The sequence below is a fragment of the Streptomyces sp. NBC_00887 genome, assembly GCF_045207585.1.
Genome location: NZ_CP108789.1, coordinates 43,898 through 60,411, shown reverse-complemented (window position 1 = coordinate 60,411; position 16,514 = coordinate 43,898). Strand labels below are relative to the sequence as shown.

Sequence of the window (16,514 nt, the reverse complement as noted above, 5' to 3'; positions counted from 1 at the left end):
CGGCTTGCGGCCGGCCCGGCGCGATCACCTTGCCGGGGTTGAGGATCCCGGACGGGTCGAGCGCGGCCTTCAGCGCCCGGTGCACCCGCATTCCGACGGGGCCGAGTTCGCGGGCGAGCCAGTCCCGCTTGAGCATGCCTATGCCGTGCTCGCCGGTGCAGGTGCCGCCCAGCGCGAGGGCCAGTCGCATGATGTCGTCGAACACCCGCTGCCCGCGGTCCACGCTGGACGGGTCCGCCCGGTCCACCACGATGACCGGATGCAGGTTTCCGTCTCCGGCGTGCCCGACCACCGCGACCAGGAGGCCGTGCCGTGCGGAGATCTCCTCGACACCCTTGATGAACTCGGCGATCCGCGTCCTCGGCACTGCGACGTCGTCGACCACGAGGCCACCTCGCCCGCCGGGAAACGCCCGCGTCGCAAGGTGTTCCATCGCCGGATGGGCCAGTCGGCGGGCGGCGGTCAGCGCCTGGGCCTGTACGTCGTCCTCGGCCACGTACAGGCTGTCCGCCCCGGCGGCTCGACAGCAGTCCGCGATCGCGGCCAGCTCGGCCCCGGCGCGGTCGCCCGTGTCGGCCGCGATCAGCAGCATCGCCCCGGCCGTCCCGGGAAGGCCCATCGGCCGGTATGCCTCGATGGCCTCCAGATGCGTGCGGTCGAGCAGCTCCAGCATGCTCGGGACGTGGCCGGCGGCGGTCACCGCCGCGACGGCAGCGCAGGCGGCCGTCACCGTGGGGTACAGCGCGACCAGAGTCCGGATCTCCCCGGTTGCCGGCCGGAGCCGGACGGTGATCTCGGTGATGATGCCGAGCGTGCCCTCCGCGCCGACGAACAGCCCCGTCAGGTCGTACCCTGCGACGCCCTTCACCGTCCGGCGACCGCAGCGAAGGATCTCGCCGTCGGCGAGCACGACCTCCAGGCCGAGCACGTACTCGCCGGTGACGCCGTACTTCACACAGCACATCCCGCCCGCGTCGGTGGAGACGTTGCCGCCGATCGTCGAGGACTCCCAGGAGCCCGGGTCCGGCGGGTAGGTGAGGCCGTGCGCGGCGGCGGCGCGGTGCAGGTCGGCGTTGACGACACCCGGCTGCACGACCGCGAGGCGCTCCGCCGGGTCCATCTCGATGATCTGGTTCAACCCGGTCAGTGACACCACCAAGGCGCCGTCGACCGCGTCGGCCGCACCGGTCAGCCCGGTGCGCGCCCCCTGCGCCACAACCGGAACACCGTGTGCGGCGGCCACCCGGACAGTCGCGGCGACTTCGGCGGTGCTCTGCGGGCGCACCACAGCCAGCGGAGTGCCCGCAGTACGCAGGTCGGCCTCGTCGCGGCGGTGAACGGCCAGCAGGTCGGGGTCGGTGAGCACGCGGTCGGCGGGCAGCACCGCCAGTAGCTCTTCGACTGTGGCATCCATTCCCGCACCGTAACGAGACGCACGGGCAGGACTCCATCCGGCGACGTGAACTCCGCATTCCGAGAGATGGGTACCGGTGCGCCGGTCGGCCGCCGCGGGCTGATTCACGAAGCTCCGCCGCGCGGCCCTACGCTCCCTGCCCCTGCGGCGCGGCCCGTACCGTCACCGGCACGCCGTTGAACACCGCGGTCCCCGAGACCCCGTCCAGCACCGCGTCGTCGGTCAGGGTGTTCGCGTTGACCCCGGGGTCCCGGCGCGCCACCTGCTGTGTCGAGTCCTGGTGGCCCCAGCCGTGCGGCAGACTCACCACGCCGGGCATGATCGTGTCGGTGATCTCGATCGGCACCGTCAGCTCGCCGACCGCCGAGCCGATCAGCGCCGGCGTCGTGGCGTCCAGGCCGAGCCGGGCGGCGTCGCCCGGGTGAATCTGGAGCGTGCAGAGATTGGTGCCGCCGCGCAGCTCCTTCACGTTGTGCAGCCAGCTGTTGTTCGACCGGAGGTGGCGGCGGCCGATGAGCACGAACTCCGGCGGCTCGGCGTCCAGACACGTGCGCAGCCGTTCGGCCTCCGCGACGAGTTGGGGCGGCGCCAGGTCCACGCGGCTGTCGGGGGTGCGGAGCAGGGCCGGCAGGCGTGGTTGCAGGGGCCCCAGGTCCAGGCCGTGCGGCGCGTCGAGCAGTGCCTTGAGCGACAGGCCGTAGCCGCCGGCCCGTAGCAGTGCGTCCAGGATCTTCTCGGTGCCGTCCTCCCCGTCGAGTGCGTCGGCCGCCTCCCCGGTGATGCCGAGCTGGTCGAGGAACATCTCCTCGGCGCGGGCCGGCTCGGCGCCGGCGCCGAGCCCGGCGGTGATCAGCATCAGCCGGGCCAGGATCTCGGCCTCGGAACGCTGGTCGTCGTCCAGCGGCAGGATCGCACGGGAGTAGCGCGCGTAGTTGCGCACCATGATGATCTGCACCAGGAAGTCGAAGTGCGAGCTCTGGAGCGTCCGCGGCGGCGGCAGGATCACGTCGGCCAGGCGCGTCGTCTCGTTCAGGTACGGATCGACGCAGACCACGAATTCCAGCCCCTCGACGGCCCGGGCCAGCCGGGGCGCGTTGGGGGCCGAGGACGCCGGGTTCCCGGCGACCGTCACCAGCGCCCGGACCTGTCCCTCGCCCGAGGTCTCCATCTCGTCGGCCAGTGTGGCGACCGGGAGCTCTCCGAGCACCTCCGGCAGTCCCCGGACCCGGCTGTGCCACTTACCGGTCGAGAACGCCGGACCTGCCCGGAAGATCTCCAGCGCCGCCGTCTCGGCGAACATCACGCCGCCCCGGCGGTCCAGGTTGCCCGTCAGGGTGTTGAGTACGTCCACCAGCCATTGCGCCACCGTGCCGAACTCCGTCGTGCACGTCCCGATCCGCGCGTAGATCGCGGCCGTAGGTGCCGCGGCCAGCTCCCGGGCCGTCCGCACGATGGTCTCCGGCGCGATCCCGCACACCGGCCCCACGACCTCCGGCGGGAAGCCGCGGGCCAGTTCGCGCAGTTGCTCCAGCCCGGAGACCTCCAGATGCGTCCTGTCCAGGCCCTCGTCCAGCACGGTGTGCACCATGGCCATCAGCAGCAGCGGATCGGTGCCGGGCCGTACGGACAGGTGCTCGTCGGCCAGCGCGGCGGTGCGGGTGAACCGGGGGTCGACGACCACGAGCTTCCCACCCCTCCTGCGCAGGGCCTTGAGACGCCCGGCGAAGTCCGGAGCCGCGCACAGCGACCCGTTGGACTCCACCGGGTTCGCGCCCAGTATCAGCAGGTGGTCGGTGTGGTCCAGGTCCGGCACCCCGATCGCCATCGCGTCGCCGAACATCAAGCCGCCGGCGACCTGCTTGGGCATCTGGTCCACGGTACTGGCCGAGTACACGTTCTTCGAGCCCAGGGCCTGGGTGATCGCCTGCCGGTAGAGGTACGCGCCGATGGTGTGGAACGTCGGGTTGCCGAAGTACAGCGCCACCGCGTCCCGGCCGTGCCTGCTGATCACCTCGGACAGGCCCGCGTCCACCGCGGCGAACGCCTCGTCCCAGCTGACCTCCCGGAACTCGCCGTCCTGGCGGAGCAATGGCCTGCGCAGCCGGTCGGGGTCCTCGTCCAGCTTTCCCAGCACCGCACCCTTGGGGCAGATGTATCCCTTGGAAAAGGGGTCCTGCTCGTCCCCGGTGACCCGGAGGACGCGACCGGCGTCGTCCAGGTCGAGCCGCAGGGCACAGCCTGCCTCACACAGCGGACAGGTCCGGTGCGCGGTCCTGGTGCCGGCTTCCTGGCCCATTACATCGTCGACGGTCATCACTACTCCCTTGGGACGGCGCCTGTTTCCCGACGACAGGGTATTTGTGAACCCGCCCGCGAAAGCCCATGCTCTTCCGCCGCAGCAATCTGCGAGATGCGGCCGTACGCCGAACCGTCCCGAGCGATTCAGCATTCTGAGAGGTGCTCAGGAAACGGCCACCGATCGGGCGCGAACGCTTTGCCGTTGAGCAATCTGGGAGCTTGTCGGCGGGCCTGGGCTTGCGAAGGCTGTGGGGGAACGCTCGGAACCTGCATGGAAGGTGAGCGACTGATGGCTGTTGCCGCGCTCCAGGACGTGCGAGACGTGCTGGCCGCCTACCCCGGTCTCGTGGATGCCGCGGTCCTGACGTATGAGCAGGATCCTGTCGGGCAGGTGCATGTGGCCTATGTCGTGCCCGGTGGTGCCGGGTTCGATCTGGCGGCGTTGCATCAGCACCTGAGGGGGGCGCTGCCCGGTACGGCGGTGCCGGCGGCGGTCGTGGTCGTCGATGCCCTGCCGGTGGCCTCCGGCGGGACACCGCAGGCGCATGTGCTGCCGGTTGTGGAGCTGCGGGGGCTCGGGCCCTACCGGGCGCCGGGATCGGACCGTCAGGAATTGCTGTGCACGATCTTCGCCGAGGTGCTCGCCAGGCCCCGGTGGGGTCTGGACGACGACTTCTTCGTCATGGGCGGCGAGTCCATCGACGCCATGCTGATCGCCAGCCGTGTCGGGCCGGCGGTCGGTGTGGAGATATCGATCAACGAGATCTTCGACGCGCCCACTGTCGCGGAGCTCGACCGGCTCCTGGACACGCTGAGCACCGAGGTCTGACGATGATCGACGTCGCCGACCGGATGCGGAACCTGCAGGAGTCCTCGATCGGCGCCATGACGGTGCGCTGCCAGGAACTCGGTGCCATCAACATCGCACAGGGACTGTGCCAGGTTCCGCCGCCTCCTTCGCTGCTGGCGGAAGGCGCGCGGGATTTCCGGGACATCGGCCATTCATACAGCGAGCCCGAAGGGATCGCCGTCTTTCGCGAGGCTGTCGCCGACAAGCTGAAGAAGTACAGCGGGCTCAGCGTCGATCCGGCGACTCAGATCGTCGCCACGGTCGGCGCGACCGGCGCCCTCATGGCCACGCTCACAGCGCTGCTCAACCCAGGGGACGGCGTCCTCCTGTTCGAACCCTTCTACGGCAACTATCCGACCGCGCTCGGGGTGCTGGGCCTGCGAGCGGAGCCGGTCCGGCTCTTCGGGCCGGGATTCGAGGTCACCGAGGAGGCGCTGCGATCGGCTGTCACCGACCGCACCCGGGCGATGATCGTCTGCACGCCGAACAACCCGAGCGGGCGACGGCTCACCACGGCCGAACTCATGACGATCTCGGCCGTCGCGGAGGAGCACGATCTGCTCGTCATCACCGACGAGGTCTATGAGGACATCTACTTCGGCCCGACCCCGCACATCGCCCCGGCGACCGTCGGCGATCTCGGCAGGCGCACGGTGACGGTGTCGTCGCTGGGGAAATCGTTCAGCGTTCCCGGATGGCGGCTCGGTTACGCCTGCGGCCCGGAACGGCTGATGCACGCGATCAAGGTCGCGGCCGAGTCGCTCGTGGTCTGCCCGCCTGCTCCGCTCCAGGAACTCGGCGCACGGGCGCTGAGGCTGGGCGACGACTACTATCGCGGCCTGCGCGCGATGTACGACCGGAAGCGCCGAATCCTGACGGAAGGCTTCGCCGCCGCCGGGCTGTCGCCCAACGAGCCGGACGGCTCCTACTTCCTGTTCGTCGACTGCTCGGACCTGGGAGTGGCGACCGGGGCGGAAGCGACCGAGATCCTGCTCCGGCGAAGCCTCGTCGGAACGGTGCCCGGCGAAGCGTTCTACCTGAACCCACCGGATCGTCCGTACATCCGTGTGTGCTTCTCCCTTCCTGACGAGGTCATAGCCGATGCCGCCGGCAGGTTGGCGAGAGGGGTCTGACTCATGGCCGAGAACGTGAGTGAGCCGAACGGAGGGCGCGCGGTCCTCGTGACCGGGGCGGCCCGGGGTATCGGGTGGGCCATCGCGCAGCGGTTCGCGCAGGCCGGCGACCGGGTGGCGATCCTGGACCGGGTGCCGAGCGAGGCCGCCGAGAAGCTGGTGGCCGGACTCGACGGCAGCGGGCACGTCGTCGTCGAGGCCGACCTGACCGACAGCGAGGCGGTACTCGAGGCAGTGGATTCGGCCGTCGCCCGGTTGGGCGGTCTGGACATCCTGGTGAACAACGCCGGCGTCTTCACCGCGCACCCGATCACCGAGGTCGACTACGCGACCTGGCAGGAGCAGTGGCGCGCGACGCTGGGGGTCAATCTGGTCGGCGCGGCCAACGTGACCTGGTGCGCGGTCAGGCACATGAGGGAGCGGGATCGCGGCGGGCGGATCGTCAACGTCTCGTCGCGGGGCGCGTTCCGGGGCGAGCCGGACGTGCCCGCGTACGGTGCCAGCAAGGCGGGTCTGAACTCCTTGACCCAGTCACTCGCACTCGCGCTCGCGCCGTACCGGATCGCGGTCTCCGCAGTGGCGCCCGGGTTCGTGGCCACCGAAATGACCACGGAGTGGCTCAAGCCGCCGGGTGGCGACGAGATCAGGGCGCAGAGCCCGTTCGGCCGCGTCGCGGAGCCGGATGAGATCGCCGCTGCCGTGTTCTACCTGGCCTCCGCTCAGGCCGAGTGGGCCAGCGGCGCCGTCCTCGACCTGAACGGCGCCTCCTACCTGCGCACCTGAGCCCGTGGGGGCGGCTGACACCGCCCCCCACGGGTGTCAGCGGGAGACATCGGAGGCGGGGTGCTGCTCCATGAGCGCGGCGATGTCCGCCACTGTCTCGAGCTCGATCAGCTCGTCGTCGGAGATCTCGATGCCGTGGTGCTGACTGAGCACCAACGACAGCTCGACGACGGTGAGTGAGTCCACGCCCGCCTGTTCGAGTGTCGCGTCCGGTCGCACCCTGTCGGAATCCAGCAGCAGGACATCGACCATGATTGCCTTCAGCCGCTCGTACATTGCGTCCTCCGGTGTCCGGTGGCTCCGATGCCCTACGCATCGTGGAGTTCGAGGTGGGGCCAGGTCAGCGTCGTGGCGCCCCAGGTGAGGCCGCCGCCGAAAGCGACGAGCAACAGCCGGTGACCCGGTTCGATGCTCCCGTCCGCCGTCGCCTGGGCGAGCAGGACCGGGATCGAGGCGGCGGCGGTGTTGCCGACGTCGCGGATGTTCTGTGCCATCAGGTCCCGGCTCAGGCCGAGCCGCTCGGCCAGCGCCGCGCTGACGCGCGCGTTCGCCTGGTGGGTGACCACGCGGTCCACGTCGCCGAGCTGCCAGCCGGCCAGGTTCAGCGCCTCGGTCCCCGCAGCGCTCATCCGCTCGACCGACTGCCGGAACACCTCGCGTCCCCGCATCCGGAAGTACTGCGACCCGTCGTCGGGGGCCGGTCCGGAAATCGGCTGCCGCGCGCCGCCGGCCTTGACCGTGATCAGCTCGCTGCGATCACCGTCGCTGCCCAGGACCAGCGGGCCGACTGCTCCCGGCTCGTCGGCCCGGCCGCGCCGCAGCACCACCGCACCGGCCCCGTCACCGAAGATCGGCAGGGTCGTCCGGTCGTTCGGGTCGAGCAGGGTGGAGAACGCCTCCGCGGCGATCACCAGGACGCGCTCGGCCAGCCCCGCCGCGATGAAACCCGCCCCCGTCGCCAGGCCGTAGAGGAATCCGGTGCACACGGCGGAGACATCCAGGGCCGCGACACCGCCGAGGCCGAGGCGCGAGGCCACCTCCGGCGCGGTCGCCGGGCAGCGCTGGTCCGGGGTGGTCGTCGCCAGCACGAGAGCGTCGATCTGCCCGCCGCCGGCCGACTTGAGGGCTGCCCGGCCCGCCCGGACCGCGAGGTCGGACGTCGCCTCGCCCGGCTCCACCCAGCGGCGCCGGGAGATCCCGGTCCGTGCCACGATCCAGTCTTCCGGAGTGTCCAGACGCGCGCCCAGCTCGGCGTTGGTGACGATGCGCTCCGGCAGCCGGTACCCCACCCCGCAGATCACCGCCCGGTCCGCGGCCCCGCCCGGGCCACCGGTCACGGCTCGTCCCCGAGCCCCGCGCCCCTCAGGGCCAGCGCGACATCCATGATGAGGTCTTCCTGACCCGCGACCGCCTGGCGCCTGCCCAGTTCGAAGAAGACATCGCGCGGATCGACGCCTTCGCGCGCGGCGATGTCGAGCACCCGGGTCTTGAATCCGGAGAACACCCCGGCCAGACCGCTGACAACGGAGATCGAGTCGATCGTGGGCGGCGCGGGCATCAGTTCCCGTTCGGCGATGTCCGCCGCGTCCAGGAGCCCGTACAGGTCGATTCCGGTCCGGTACCCGAGCCGTTCCAGCACCGGTACCAGCACCTCCAACTGGGTATTGCCCGCGCCGGCCCCGAAACCCCTCGCGCACGCGTCCAGGATGTCCGCTCCCGCGTCGGCTGCCGCGACGGAGTTCGCCACGGCCATGCCCAGGTTGTTGTGGCCGTGGAATATCACCGGTACGTCGACGGCGGCGCGGATGGCCCGGATGCGCTCGGTGACGTCGGCCGGGAGGTAGTGGCCGGCGGAGTCGAGGATGCCCACCCCGGTGGCACCGTACCCGACCAGACGCGCGCATTCCTCGGCGAGCTGGTCCGGGGTCGCCATGTGGCTCATCAGGAGGACGCCGTGCGCCTGGACACCCTCATCGCGCAGGAAGCCGAGGTGCCGTTCGGCCAGGGTCGACTCGGTGCAGTGCGTACCGATGCGGACCAGATCGACGTCGTGCGCGATGGCGTTCTTGATGTCCTGGACCGTGCCCCAGCCCGGAAGCAGGAAGACACCCAGTTTGCTGTTCGTCAGGGCTTCCCTGGTGATCGACAGCATCTCGTCGTCGTCGAGCTTGGCGAGGCCGACCTGAAGGGAGGAGGCGCCCAGCCCGTTGCCGTGGCCGACCTCGACCACCGGAACGCGCGCGGCGTCCGCCGCCCTGGCGTACGCGCGCAGCTGGTCCGCGCCGAGGCGGTGCCGGACGGCGTGGTGGCCGTCCCGCAGACTCGGGTCGTGGATCTGGATCGGCTTGCCCGGGGTCTCCGGTTCTGTCGCCTCGGTCATGATTTCCCCACGCCTGCCATCGGGAGCCGTTCCGCCGCGTAGCTCTCCGCGACAAGGATCGCGGCGGAATTGATGATGTCGAGATTCCCGGCGTACCGCGGGATGCGGTCCCCGGACGACGTGACCTCGACGGAGATGAACGCCTTGCCGTCATGCACGGTGCACGCGTTCACCGTGAAGCCTCCGGCGTAGGAGCGGACTTCGTCCGCGGCTCCTGCCACCAGCGAGGACACCGATTCGGTTGTGAGGTCCGGGCCCAGCAGGGACATCGCGACCCGGAAGGTCGCCGGCGGCCGTGCGGGGCTGATGTTGAGCATCACCTTGACGTTCCTGACACCGGTGAAGCTGCGGATCGCTTCCTGCGTGGTCTCGACGTACTCGTCGAGGTTCATGCGTGTCCCGCGTCCGATGCTCCGGGTGGCACACGTCGTCACCACCTCGATGTAGTCGATCCGGTGCGCCTGCGTTATCGCGTGCAGGACCGGCACCGACGCCTGCCCGCCGCAGCTCACCATGCTCAGGTCACGATGGGCATGGATGTCCGCCCGGTTGACGGTCGGGATGATCATCTGTCCGCTCCGGCTCGGCGTCAGGTCGATCAGCATCGTGCCCAGCGGCAGGAGCTTCTCCACGTGCTGAGCGTGGGAGGCCGCGCTGGTGGCGTCGAAGACCAGGTCGAAGGGATGCTCGGCGTCCACCAGGGCCTGCACGCCCCCGGCTGAGACCGGCAAGCCCTGCGCCGCAGTCCGCCGCAGTCCCGGAGCGGCTTCGTCGCGGCCCACGACCAGCCCTAGATCGAGCCGGTCGGATCGGATGGTCTTGGCCACCAGATCGATGCCGATGAGGCCAGTGCCGAGCACCGCCACGGACAGCCTGCCGGCCGCTGCCCGGGAGCCGTTGTAGGTCATTCGTCGCTCCTGACACGAGAGGACATCTCAGTCGCGGGCGCGCTTGTACGCCAGCGTGACGCCGTCGAAGATGGGAAGCATGCTCAGCTCGACTCGATCGTCTTCGAGCAGCGTGGAGTTCAGCGCACGCATGGAGTCGGTCTCCGGGTCGCTGAAATCCGGCCGCGCGACGTTGCCGGCCAGAAGGACGTTGTCGATCACCATCAGACCGCCTGGCCGCAACAGCTCGAGGCAGCGCTCGAAGTAGAGCGGGTAGCCTTCCTTGTCGGCGTCGATGAAGGCGAAGTCCACGGTGCCGGCCGCGCCGTCGGCCAGCATCATGTCCAGGGTCTGGACCGCCGGGCGCAGTTCGAGCCGGATACGGTCGGCGACGCCGGCCCGCTCCCAGAACGGGCGTCCGATGTCGGCCCACTCCTCGTTGAAGTCGAGCGCGATGAGGCGGCCGTCCGGGGGGAGCGCGCGGGCCATGCAGAGCGTGCTGTAGCCGGTGAACACCCCGACCTCAACGACGGTTCTGGCAGACATCAGCCCGACGAGGAAGCTGAGAAGCTGCCCCTGTTCCGGCGAGGCCGACATGTTGTGTTCGAACACCTGCGAGGTGGTCGCCGCCCGCAACTCGCGCGCGATGTCGTCCTCGCGGAGCGACACGTCCTGAACGTATCGCTGGATCTCGTCGTCGAGCACCAAATGAACGAGCACCGGTTCCTCCTCGTGGCACCGATGGGGGACGGGCGGCATTCATCGTGCCAGGAAAGAACACGGACAACGTCTCCGAAGTTGCGCATCGGAACAAGCGGAATCGGTGTATAGCAAGCGCGGAGGCGATCCGCTCCGGCGCCTTGGGCATGGTTATGAAGAAATACGAGGGACCGGTCTCATGGATACGACGCATGTTCCTTCACGACGACAGCCGAATACACAGAGCTATGCGGAGAGTGGCATATGACAGCCTTTTCTATTCCCGCCCGGTTCGCCGAGCAGGTCGCCAGGACGCCGCATGCGACAGCCGTGTCCGAGGCTGCGACGGGGGCCGCTCTGAGTTATCAGGAGCTGGACCAGCAGGCCAACCGGCTCGCGCGTCGTCTGATCACGCTCGGGGTCGGCCGCGAGGATCGCGTCGGGGTCCTCATGACGCGGTCCGCCGATCTGGTGGTCGCGCTCCTCGCGATCCTCAAGGCCGGCGGGGTCTACGTGCCGGTCCACGAAGCCGACCCCGCCGACCGGCGGCAGTGGATCGTGGACCGCGCCCGCCCCGTGGTGCTGCTCGTGGACGACGCGATGCGCCTGGCCGGCGTTCCCGACCGCGTGCCGGTTCTCGCGGTGCGCGACCCGGAGATCGCCGGGGAGCCCGTCGACGATCCACAGGTGCCGGTCCTTCCCGATCAGCTGGCCTATGTGATCCACACGTCGGGTTCCACCGGCCGGCCCAAGGGCGTCGCGGTGACCCAGCGGGAAGTGGTGCGGCTCCTGGTGGATCCGCAGTGGGACGTCGAACGGCACGCGCGGGTGCTGCAGTTGGCGCCGTACGCCTTCGACGTGTCCGCGTACGAGATCTGGATGCCGCTGCTGCACGGCGGCCAGGTGGTCGTCGCGCCCCCTGGCCGGCTGGAGCCCTCGGTCCTGCGTGAGCTGATCACGAAGTACGAGATCACCGGGCTCCACATGACCGCCGGTCTGTTCCGGGTGTTCGCCGAAGAGGCCCCGGCGACGTTCGCCGGCGTACGCGAAGTGCTCACCGGCGGCGACGTGGTCTCGCCGGTGGCCGTCCGCCGGGTACTCGACGCCTGCCCCGACCTCGTGATCCGCGCGATGTACGGCGCGACGGAGGGCAGCGTGTTCTCGGCGCACTACGAGATGACCCGCCACACGGAGCTCGGCAAGGCCGTGCCGGTCGGCGATGTCTTCACCGGAATCAGCATCCACATCCTGGACGAGGGCCTCATGCCCGCGCCGGCCGGCGCCGTCGGCGAGATCTACCTCGCGGGCGAGGGCGTCGCCCGCGGCTACCAGAACCAGGCCGGCCTGACCTCCGAGCGGTTCGTGGCCGATCCGTTCGGCCCGCCGGGATCTCGTATGTACCGGACCGGTGACATGGCCCGCCGGACCGCCGACGACACGGTCGAGTTCGCCGGCCGGGAAGACAGCCAGGTGAAGATCCTCGGCTTCCTGGTCGATCTGGCCGAGGTGGAGGCGGCGCTGACCGACCATCCGGGGCTGACGCATGTCGTGGTCCTGGCACGCGAGAGCGAGGACGGGAACAAGCAGCTGGTCTGTTACGTCGTGGATGGGACGGGCACGCTCGACCTCGCGGCGGTACGCGCGCACGCCAGGACCAAGCTCCCCGGCTACATGACACCGGCGGCGTTCGTCCGGCTCGACGCACTGCCGCTGACCGCCAACGGCAAGCTGGACCGCGAGGCGATGCCGGAACCGGACTTCGACCAGGTCGTCGCCTCCCGGGCACCGCAGACGCCTCTCCAGCAGGAGCTGTGCACGATGTTCAGCTCCCTGCTCAAGGTGTCCGAGGTGGGGATCGACGACAGCTTCTTCGACCTCGGCGGCCAGTCGCTGCAGGCGATCCGGCTGTGCAACCGGATCGGCGCCGCGGTCGGCGTCGGGGTCTCGGTGAACAAGTTGTTCGACCACCCGACCGTGGCTGAGCTAGCGGTGTACATCGACGGCAAGCGGGCCGCGCACTCGGCTCCGGCGGCCCCCTGATGACGGGGCCGACCCGGCCGCTGACCGGCGCCGAATACCTCGAGAGCATCCGTGACGACCGCGAGATCTACATCTACGGCGAACGGGTGCGCGACGTCACCCGGCATCCGGCGTTCCGCAACCCGGCCCGGATGATCGCCCGGCTCTACGACGCGCTGCACGATCCGGAACAGCGGGACGTGCTCACCACCGCCACCGACGCCGGCGGCCCCGGAGGCTACACGCACCGGTTCTTCACCACGCCGCACAGCGCGGCCGATCTGGTCGCCGACCAGCAGGCCATCGCGGCGTGGTCCAGGCTGACCTACGGCTGGATGGGACGCAGCCCGGACTACAAGGCCTCGCTGCTCGGCACGCTCGGCGCGAACGCGGACTTCTACAACCCCTTCGCCGACAACGCGCGGCGCTGGTACCGGGAGTCGCAGGAGAAGGTCCTGTACTGGAACCACGCCATCGTGAACCCGCCGGTGGACCGGCATCGGGCACCGGATGAGGTCGGTGACGTGTTCGTGCACGTCGAGCGGGAGACCGACAGCGGCGTGATCGTGAGCGGGGCGAAGGTGGTCGCGACGAACTCCGCGCTCACGCACTACAACTTCGTCACCCACACCGGCCTGCCGGTCAAGGACCGCAAGTTCGCCATCGCGGCCACCGTGCCGATGGACGCGCCCGGGCTGAAGCTGATCTGCCGTCAGTCGTACTCCGCCGCAGCGGAGTCGACCGGCAGTCCGTTCGACTACCCGCTGTCGTCCCGGCTGGACGAGAACGACTCCATCCTGGTCCTGGACAAGGTACTGATCCCGTGGGAGAACGTGTTCATCTACGGTGACGTCAACAAGGTCGGCATGTTCAGCGGGCACTCCGGGTTCGTCGAGCGGGCCATGTTCCACGGCAGCACACGGCTCGCGGTGAAGCTGGAGTTCATGGCCGGCCTGCTGGCCAAGGCGCTGGACATCACCGGGGCCGCGGACTTCCACGGCGTGCAGGCGAGGCTGGGCGAGGTGCTCGCCTGGCGGAACCTGTTCTGGGGGCTGTCCGACGCGGCGGCACGGAACCCGGTGGAGTGGCGGGACGGCGCGGTGCTGCCGAACCCGGACTACATCATGGCGTACCGGTGGTTCTCCCAGGTCGGCTACAGCAGGGTCCGGGAGATCGTGTTGCAGGACGTCGCGAGCGGACTGATCTACCTGCCCTCCAGCGCGCAGGACTTCCGGAACGAGGAGATCCGGCCGTACCTGGACACCTACCTTCGCGGTTCACACGGCGTCGACGCCGTCGAGCGGGTAAAGGTGATGAAGCTGCTCTGGGACACGATCGGCACGGAGTTCGGTGGCCGGCACGAACTCTACGAGCGCAACTACTCCGGCAACCACGAGAACACCAGGATCGAGTTGCTGCGCGGCCAGATCGGCAGCGGGCAGATGGACGGATACCGCGCGTTCGTCGATCGCTGCCTGGCCGAGTACGACCTCGACGGTTGGCGGGCACCCGACCTCGCGCGGGAGTAGGTCCTCCCCACGAGGCCGGGTGACCGCCGTGGGCGACCACGGCGATGGAGCGGGCGACAGCGGTTTCCGGGCCACGACCGGGCCCGGAAACCGCTGCCTCTCACGACGGCCGACCGGCCGGGGCGCCCGGCGGACCGAACCTCACAGACGGCCCACAGGTTCGCGTTCGCTCGTGGAGCTGTCCTCGGAGCCGGCCACCGGGGCAGTCGCGACTTCCGCGTGCACCGGGACACCGAACTTCACCTTGACCGCCCGCCTCTCCTTCCAGAGGTGGTAGACGGCGAGGGTGAGAATGACCGTGCCCACGATGTTGGCCACGAAGTGCCACCAGACCCGGTACGTCACCAGTGCCGGGCCGGGCTCGATGGCACCGAACCAGGTGGACAGACCGATGGCCCGGCTCGCGCCCATCACCACCGAAGCGGTCAGCACGATGTGCTCGATGCCGTGGATACCCTGCATCCAGACACCCATTTTGGCCCACTTGCGCGCCTTCAGCTGTCCGGCCAGCCGGTACGTGATCTGCGCGACGCCGACCAGTCCGGCAAGGAAGATGAAGTTCCCGGTCAGGTGCAGGATCTCCATTCCGAGGGCGGGCTTACCGGGGTCGACCTGGCCCATCCCCCGGGCGAGGCTGTCGGCCCACGGAGTCATCCATGCGGGAGAGTACGGGTTGGCGATCCAGTAGCCGGCCTGTGCGACATGTTCCTGGAAGTGGCCGATCTGGCCCACCACGCCGACACCTATGAGCCCTACTGCGAACTTGTACATCCACGGCTTCACCGATTTCCGGTTTCCGACCGCGAGCACGGCGACGGCGGCCCACATCGCGACGGCCCAGCCGATGAAGAGGACAGCGCCCAGAGTGTCCACCGCCGAGGCGGTGGATTCCATCCCAGGCATACCGGAGTGATCCATGCGGAGTTCCTTCCTGGTTGTCTCTCAACTGAGGAGATCTCAGGGGGTGGCACAGAAGCGATTGCCGGAGTTCGGCGGTGCACATAATACGTCCAACAGGGGCCGGTAGGCCCTGGTTCACCGAGAATTGGGGTCGCCGGGGAACCTCCGGTCCGCCGCGAGGTGGACCGGCACCAGCCTCCGCTTTACCAGCACAACACTGCTCCAGGCCCGCCCGGTCCGCTTCTTCCGGATTGCTGACGTGAGCGTGATCACCGGGTCGCTTCCGGACCCCCGGGCGGCACGGTTTCGCCGGCCGGAGCCGGGGCGCCGAGGTCAGGGGCATTGCGGATGAGCCGGTCGAGCAGAGGCGCGGTGGCGGCGGTGGATATGACGGCCATGAGAACCATGATCGTGAACAGGTTCGTGGAGATGACGCCGAGTTGGAGGCCGATGCCGAGGACGACGATCTCGGTGATTCCGCGGCAGTTCATCAGGGTGCCCATCATCGCCGACCATCGCCAGTCGCAGCCGGCGAGCCGGGCCGCTCCGGCGGCGCCGAGCCACTTGGCCGTCACGGCGACGGCCAGAACGATCGCCGCCCAGCCCCACTGGCCGCCCGGAAGAGCAGCGAGGTCCGTGCGCAGACCGATGTCGACGAAGAACAGCGGCAGCAGCACGGGCACGACCACGGCCTGAAGACGGGCCGCGCTGCGTTCGACGGCCGGCACCCCGCGCGGCAGGGTCGCGCCGACCAGGAACGCGCCGATCGCGGGGTGGACTCCGATCCGGTCGGTGGCCCAGGCGGCCAGCAGCAGGCCGGCGACCAGTAGCACCGTCACCAGCTCGTCGGAGGTGCGGGCGGCGCGCTCCAGGGCCCGCTTCACGAGGCGACGCCCCGCCATGAGTGCGGTGGTGAGCGTGGCGGTCAGGGCGAGGGCGACGAGGGCGTCCAGAGGGGAACCGGCGGTGGCCAGGGAGGTGACCGCGATGAGCAGGCACCAGGCGAGCGCGTCGTCGACGGCGGCGCACGCGAGCGCGAAGGTGCCCAGGCGGGTGCTGGCCAGGCCCTTGTCGGTGAGGATCCGCGCGAGAACGGGGAAGGCCGTGATGGACAGCGCGGTGGCGATGAACAGGACGAAGGGGAGGCGCTGTACTCCGGGCGGGGCGAGGGCCGGGTACATCGCCAGTGCGAGGACGGTGCCGAGCGCCAGAGGCAGCACCATGCTGCCGGTCACGACGGAGACGACGGCGCGGCGGCTGGCGCGCAGGGAGGGCAGGTCGAGTTCGAGGCCGATGAGGAAGAGGAAGACGAGCAGGGCGAGGTTGCCGAGTACGGAGGTGTAGGGCAGGACGGCGGGCGGCAGCAGGAGGTGCTGGACGCCGGGGGCGAGCCAGCCGAGGAGGGAGGGGCCGAGGAGGATGCCGACGGCCATCTCTCCGATGACGGGTGGCTGGCCGAGACGGCGGGCGGCCCAGCCGCCGGCCTGGCAGGCCAGCACCACGGCGGGGACGGCGACGAGGACGAGTTGGAGAGGGCTGGACATGGCAGGGGTCCTCCGGGGACAGCTCTGGGACCTCTCCGGAGAATCTGCGTGGAGCAGTCCGCGGCTCTGGTGCTCGCC

At 69.8% G+C, this 16,514-nt stretch carries 13 protein-coding genes and 1 pseudogene; 5 read left to right on the top strand and 9 right to left on the bottom strand.

All coding sequences use genetic code 11. From position 1 onward, the window contains the following. Positions 1-22: 22 nt before the first annotated feature. Both OG844_RS45860 and OG844_RS45855 read right to left on the bottom strand, forming a co-directional pair. Positions 23-1,414, bottom strand: a pseudogene (locus tag OG844_RS45860) (FAD-binding oxidoreductase); the annotation flags it as partial. A 127-nt stretch (positions 1,415-1,541) separates the two neighbouring features. After that, positions 1,542-3,728, bottom strand: coding sequence for a molybdopterin-dependent oxidoreductase (locus OG844_RS45855; RefSeq protein WP_331734391.1), 2,187 nt, complete (start codon positions 3,726-3,728; stop codon positions 1,542-1,544). A 273-nt stretch (positions 3,729-4,001) separates the two neighbouring features. On the opposite strand from OG844_RS45855, the gene OG844_RS45850 reads away from it, so the two are divergent. Genes OG844_RS45850 through OG844_RS45840 form a run of 3 tightly spaced genes read left to right on the top strand, consistent with a single transcriptional unit; the run spans position 4,002 to position 6,478 of the window. After that, positions 4,002-4,541, top strand: a complete 540-nt coding sequence (locus tag OG844_RS45850) for a phosphopantetheine-binding protein (RefSeq protein ID WP_406396447.1) — start codon at positions 4,002-4,004, stop codon at positions 4,539-4,541. 2 nt (positions 4,542-4,543) lie between these two features. Then, on the top strand, positions 4,544-5,695 hold the full coding sequence (locus tag OG844_RS45845; RefSeq protein WP_331734387.1) for a pyridoxal phosphate-dependent aminotransferase: 1,152 nt from the start codon (positions 4,544-4,546) through the stop codon (positions 5,693-5,695). A 3-nt stretch (positions 5,696-5,698) separates the two neighbouring features. Beyond that, on the top strand, positions 5,699-6,478 hold the full coding sequence (locus OG844_RS45840; protein ID WP_331734385.1) for an SDR family oxidoreductase: 780 nt from the start codon (positions 5,699-5,701) through the stop codon (positions 6,476-6,478). Positions 6,479-6,514: 36 nt separating this feature from the next. Here OG844_RS45840 and OG844_RS45835 read toward each other — a convergent pair whose 3' ends face one another. The 5 genes from OG844_RS45835 to OG844_RS45815 are packed head-to-tail and all read right to left on the bottom strand — an operon-like array spanning position 6,515 to position 10,504. After that, complete coding sequence (locus OG844_RS45835) at positions 6,515-6,754, bottom strand: acyl carrier protein (RefSeq protein WP_331734383.1); 240 nt, start codon at positions 6,752-6,754, stop codon at positions 6,515-6,517. Positions 6,755-6,786: 32 nt separating this feature from the next. Then, positions 6,787-7,815 carry a beta-ketoacyl-ACP synthase III gene (locus tag OG844_RS45830; protein ID WP_331734382.1) on the bottom strand — a complete coding sequence of 343 codons (1,029 nt, stop codon included), beginning with the start codon at positions 7,813-7,815 and terminating at the stop codon, positions 6,787-6,789. After that, positions 7,812-8,858, bottom strand: a complete 1,047-nt coding sequence (gene dmpG / locus OG844_RS45825; RefSeq protein WP_331734381.1) for a 4-hydroxy-2-oxovalerate aldolase — start codon at positions 8,856-8,858, stop codon at positions 7,812-7,814. Before dmpG ends, OG844_RS45830 begins: the two co-directional genes overlap by 4 nt. Next, positions 8,855-9,766: an acetaldehyde dehydrogenase (acetylating) gene (locus OG844_RS45820; RefSeq protein WP_331734378.1), complete on the bottom strand. Its 912-nt coding sequence runs from the start codon at positions 9,764-9,766 to the stop codon at positions 8,855-8,857. The genes dmpG and OG844_RS45820 overlap by 4 nt, the downstream gene beginning before the upstream one ends. 27 nt (positions 9,767-9,793) lie before the next feature. Next, positions 9,794-10,504 carry an O-methyltransferase gene (locus OG844_RS45815; protein WP_406396443.1) on the bottom strand — a complete coding sequence of 237 codons (711 nt, stop codon included), beginning with the start codon at positions 10,502-10,504 and terminating at the stop codon, positions 9,794-9,796. Positions 10,505-10,708: 204 nt separating this feature from the next. Between OG844_RS45815 and OG844_RS45810 the strand changes: the two genes are divergently transcribed. After that, positions 10,709-12,484, top strand: a complete 1,776-nt coding sequence (locus OG844_RS45810; RefSeq protein ID WP_331734377.1) for a non-ribosomal peptide synthetase — start codon at positions 10,709-10,711, stop codon at positions 12,482-12,484. Then, entirely contained in the window at positions 12,484-13,992 is a 1,509-nt protein-coding gene (locus OG844_RS45805; protein WP_331734374.1) for a 4-hydroxyphenylacetate 3-hydroxylase N-terminal domain-containing protein, read from the top strand. The genes OG844_RS45810 and OG844_RS45805 overlap by 1 nt, the downstream gene beginning before the upstream one ends. Positions 13,993-14,133: 141 nt before the next feature. Here OG844_RS45805 and OG844_RS45800 read toward each other — a convergent pair whose 3' ends face one another. After that, positions 14,134-14,910 (bottom strand): DUF6008 family protein, encoded by a 777-nt coding sequence (locus OG844_RS45800; protein WP_331734371.1) that lies wholly within the window; start codon positions 14,908-14,910, stop codon positions 14,134-14,136. A gap of 251 nt (positions 14,911-15,161) precedes the next feature. After that, positions 15,162-16,436 carry a cation:proton antiporter gene (locus tag OG844_RS45795; RefSeq protein ID WP_331734368.1) on the bottom strand — a complete coding sequence of 425 codons (1,275 nt, stop codon included), beginning with the start codon at positions 16,434-16,436 and terminating at the stop codon, positions 15,162-15,164. Positions 16,437-16,514: the final 78 nt, after the last annotated feature.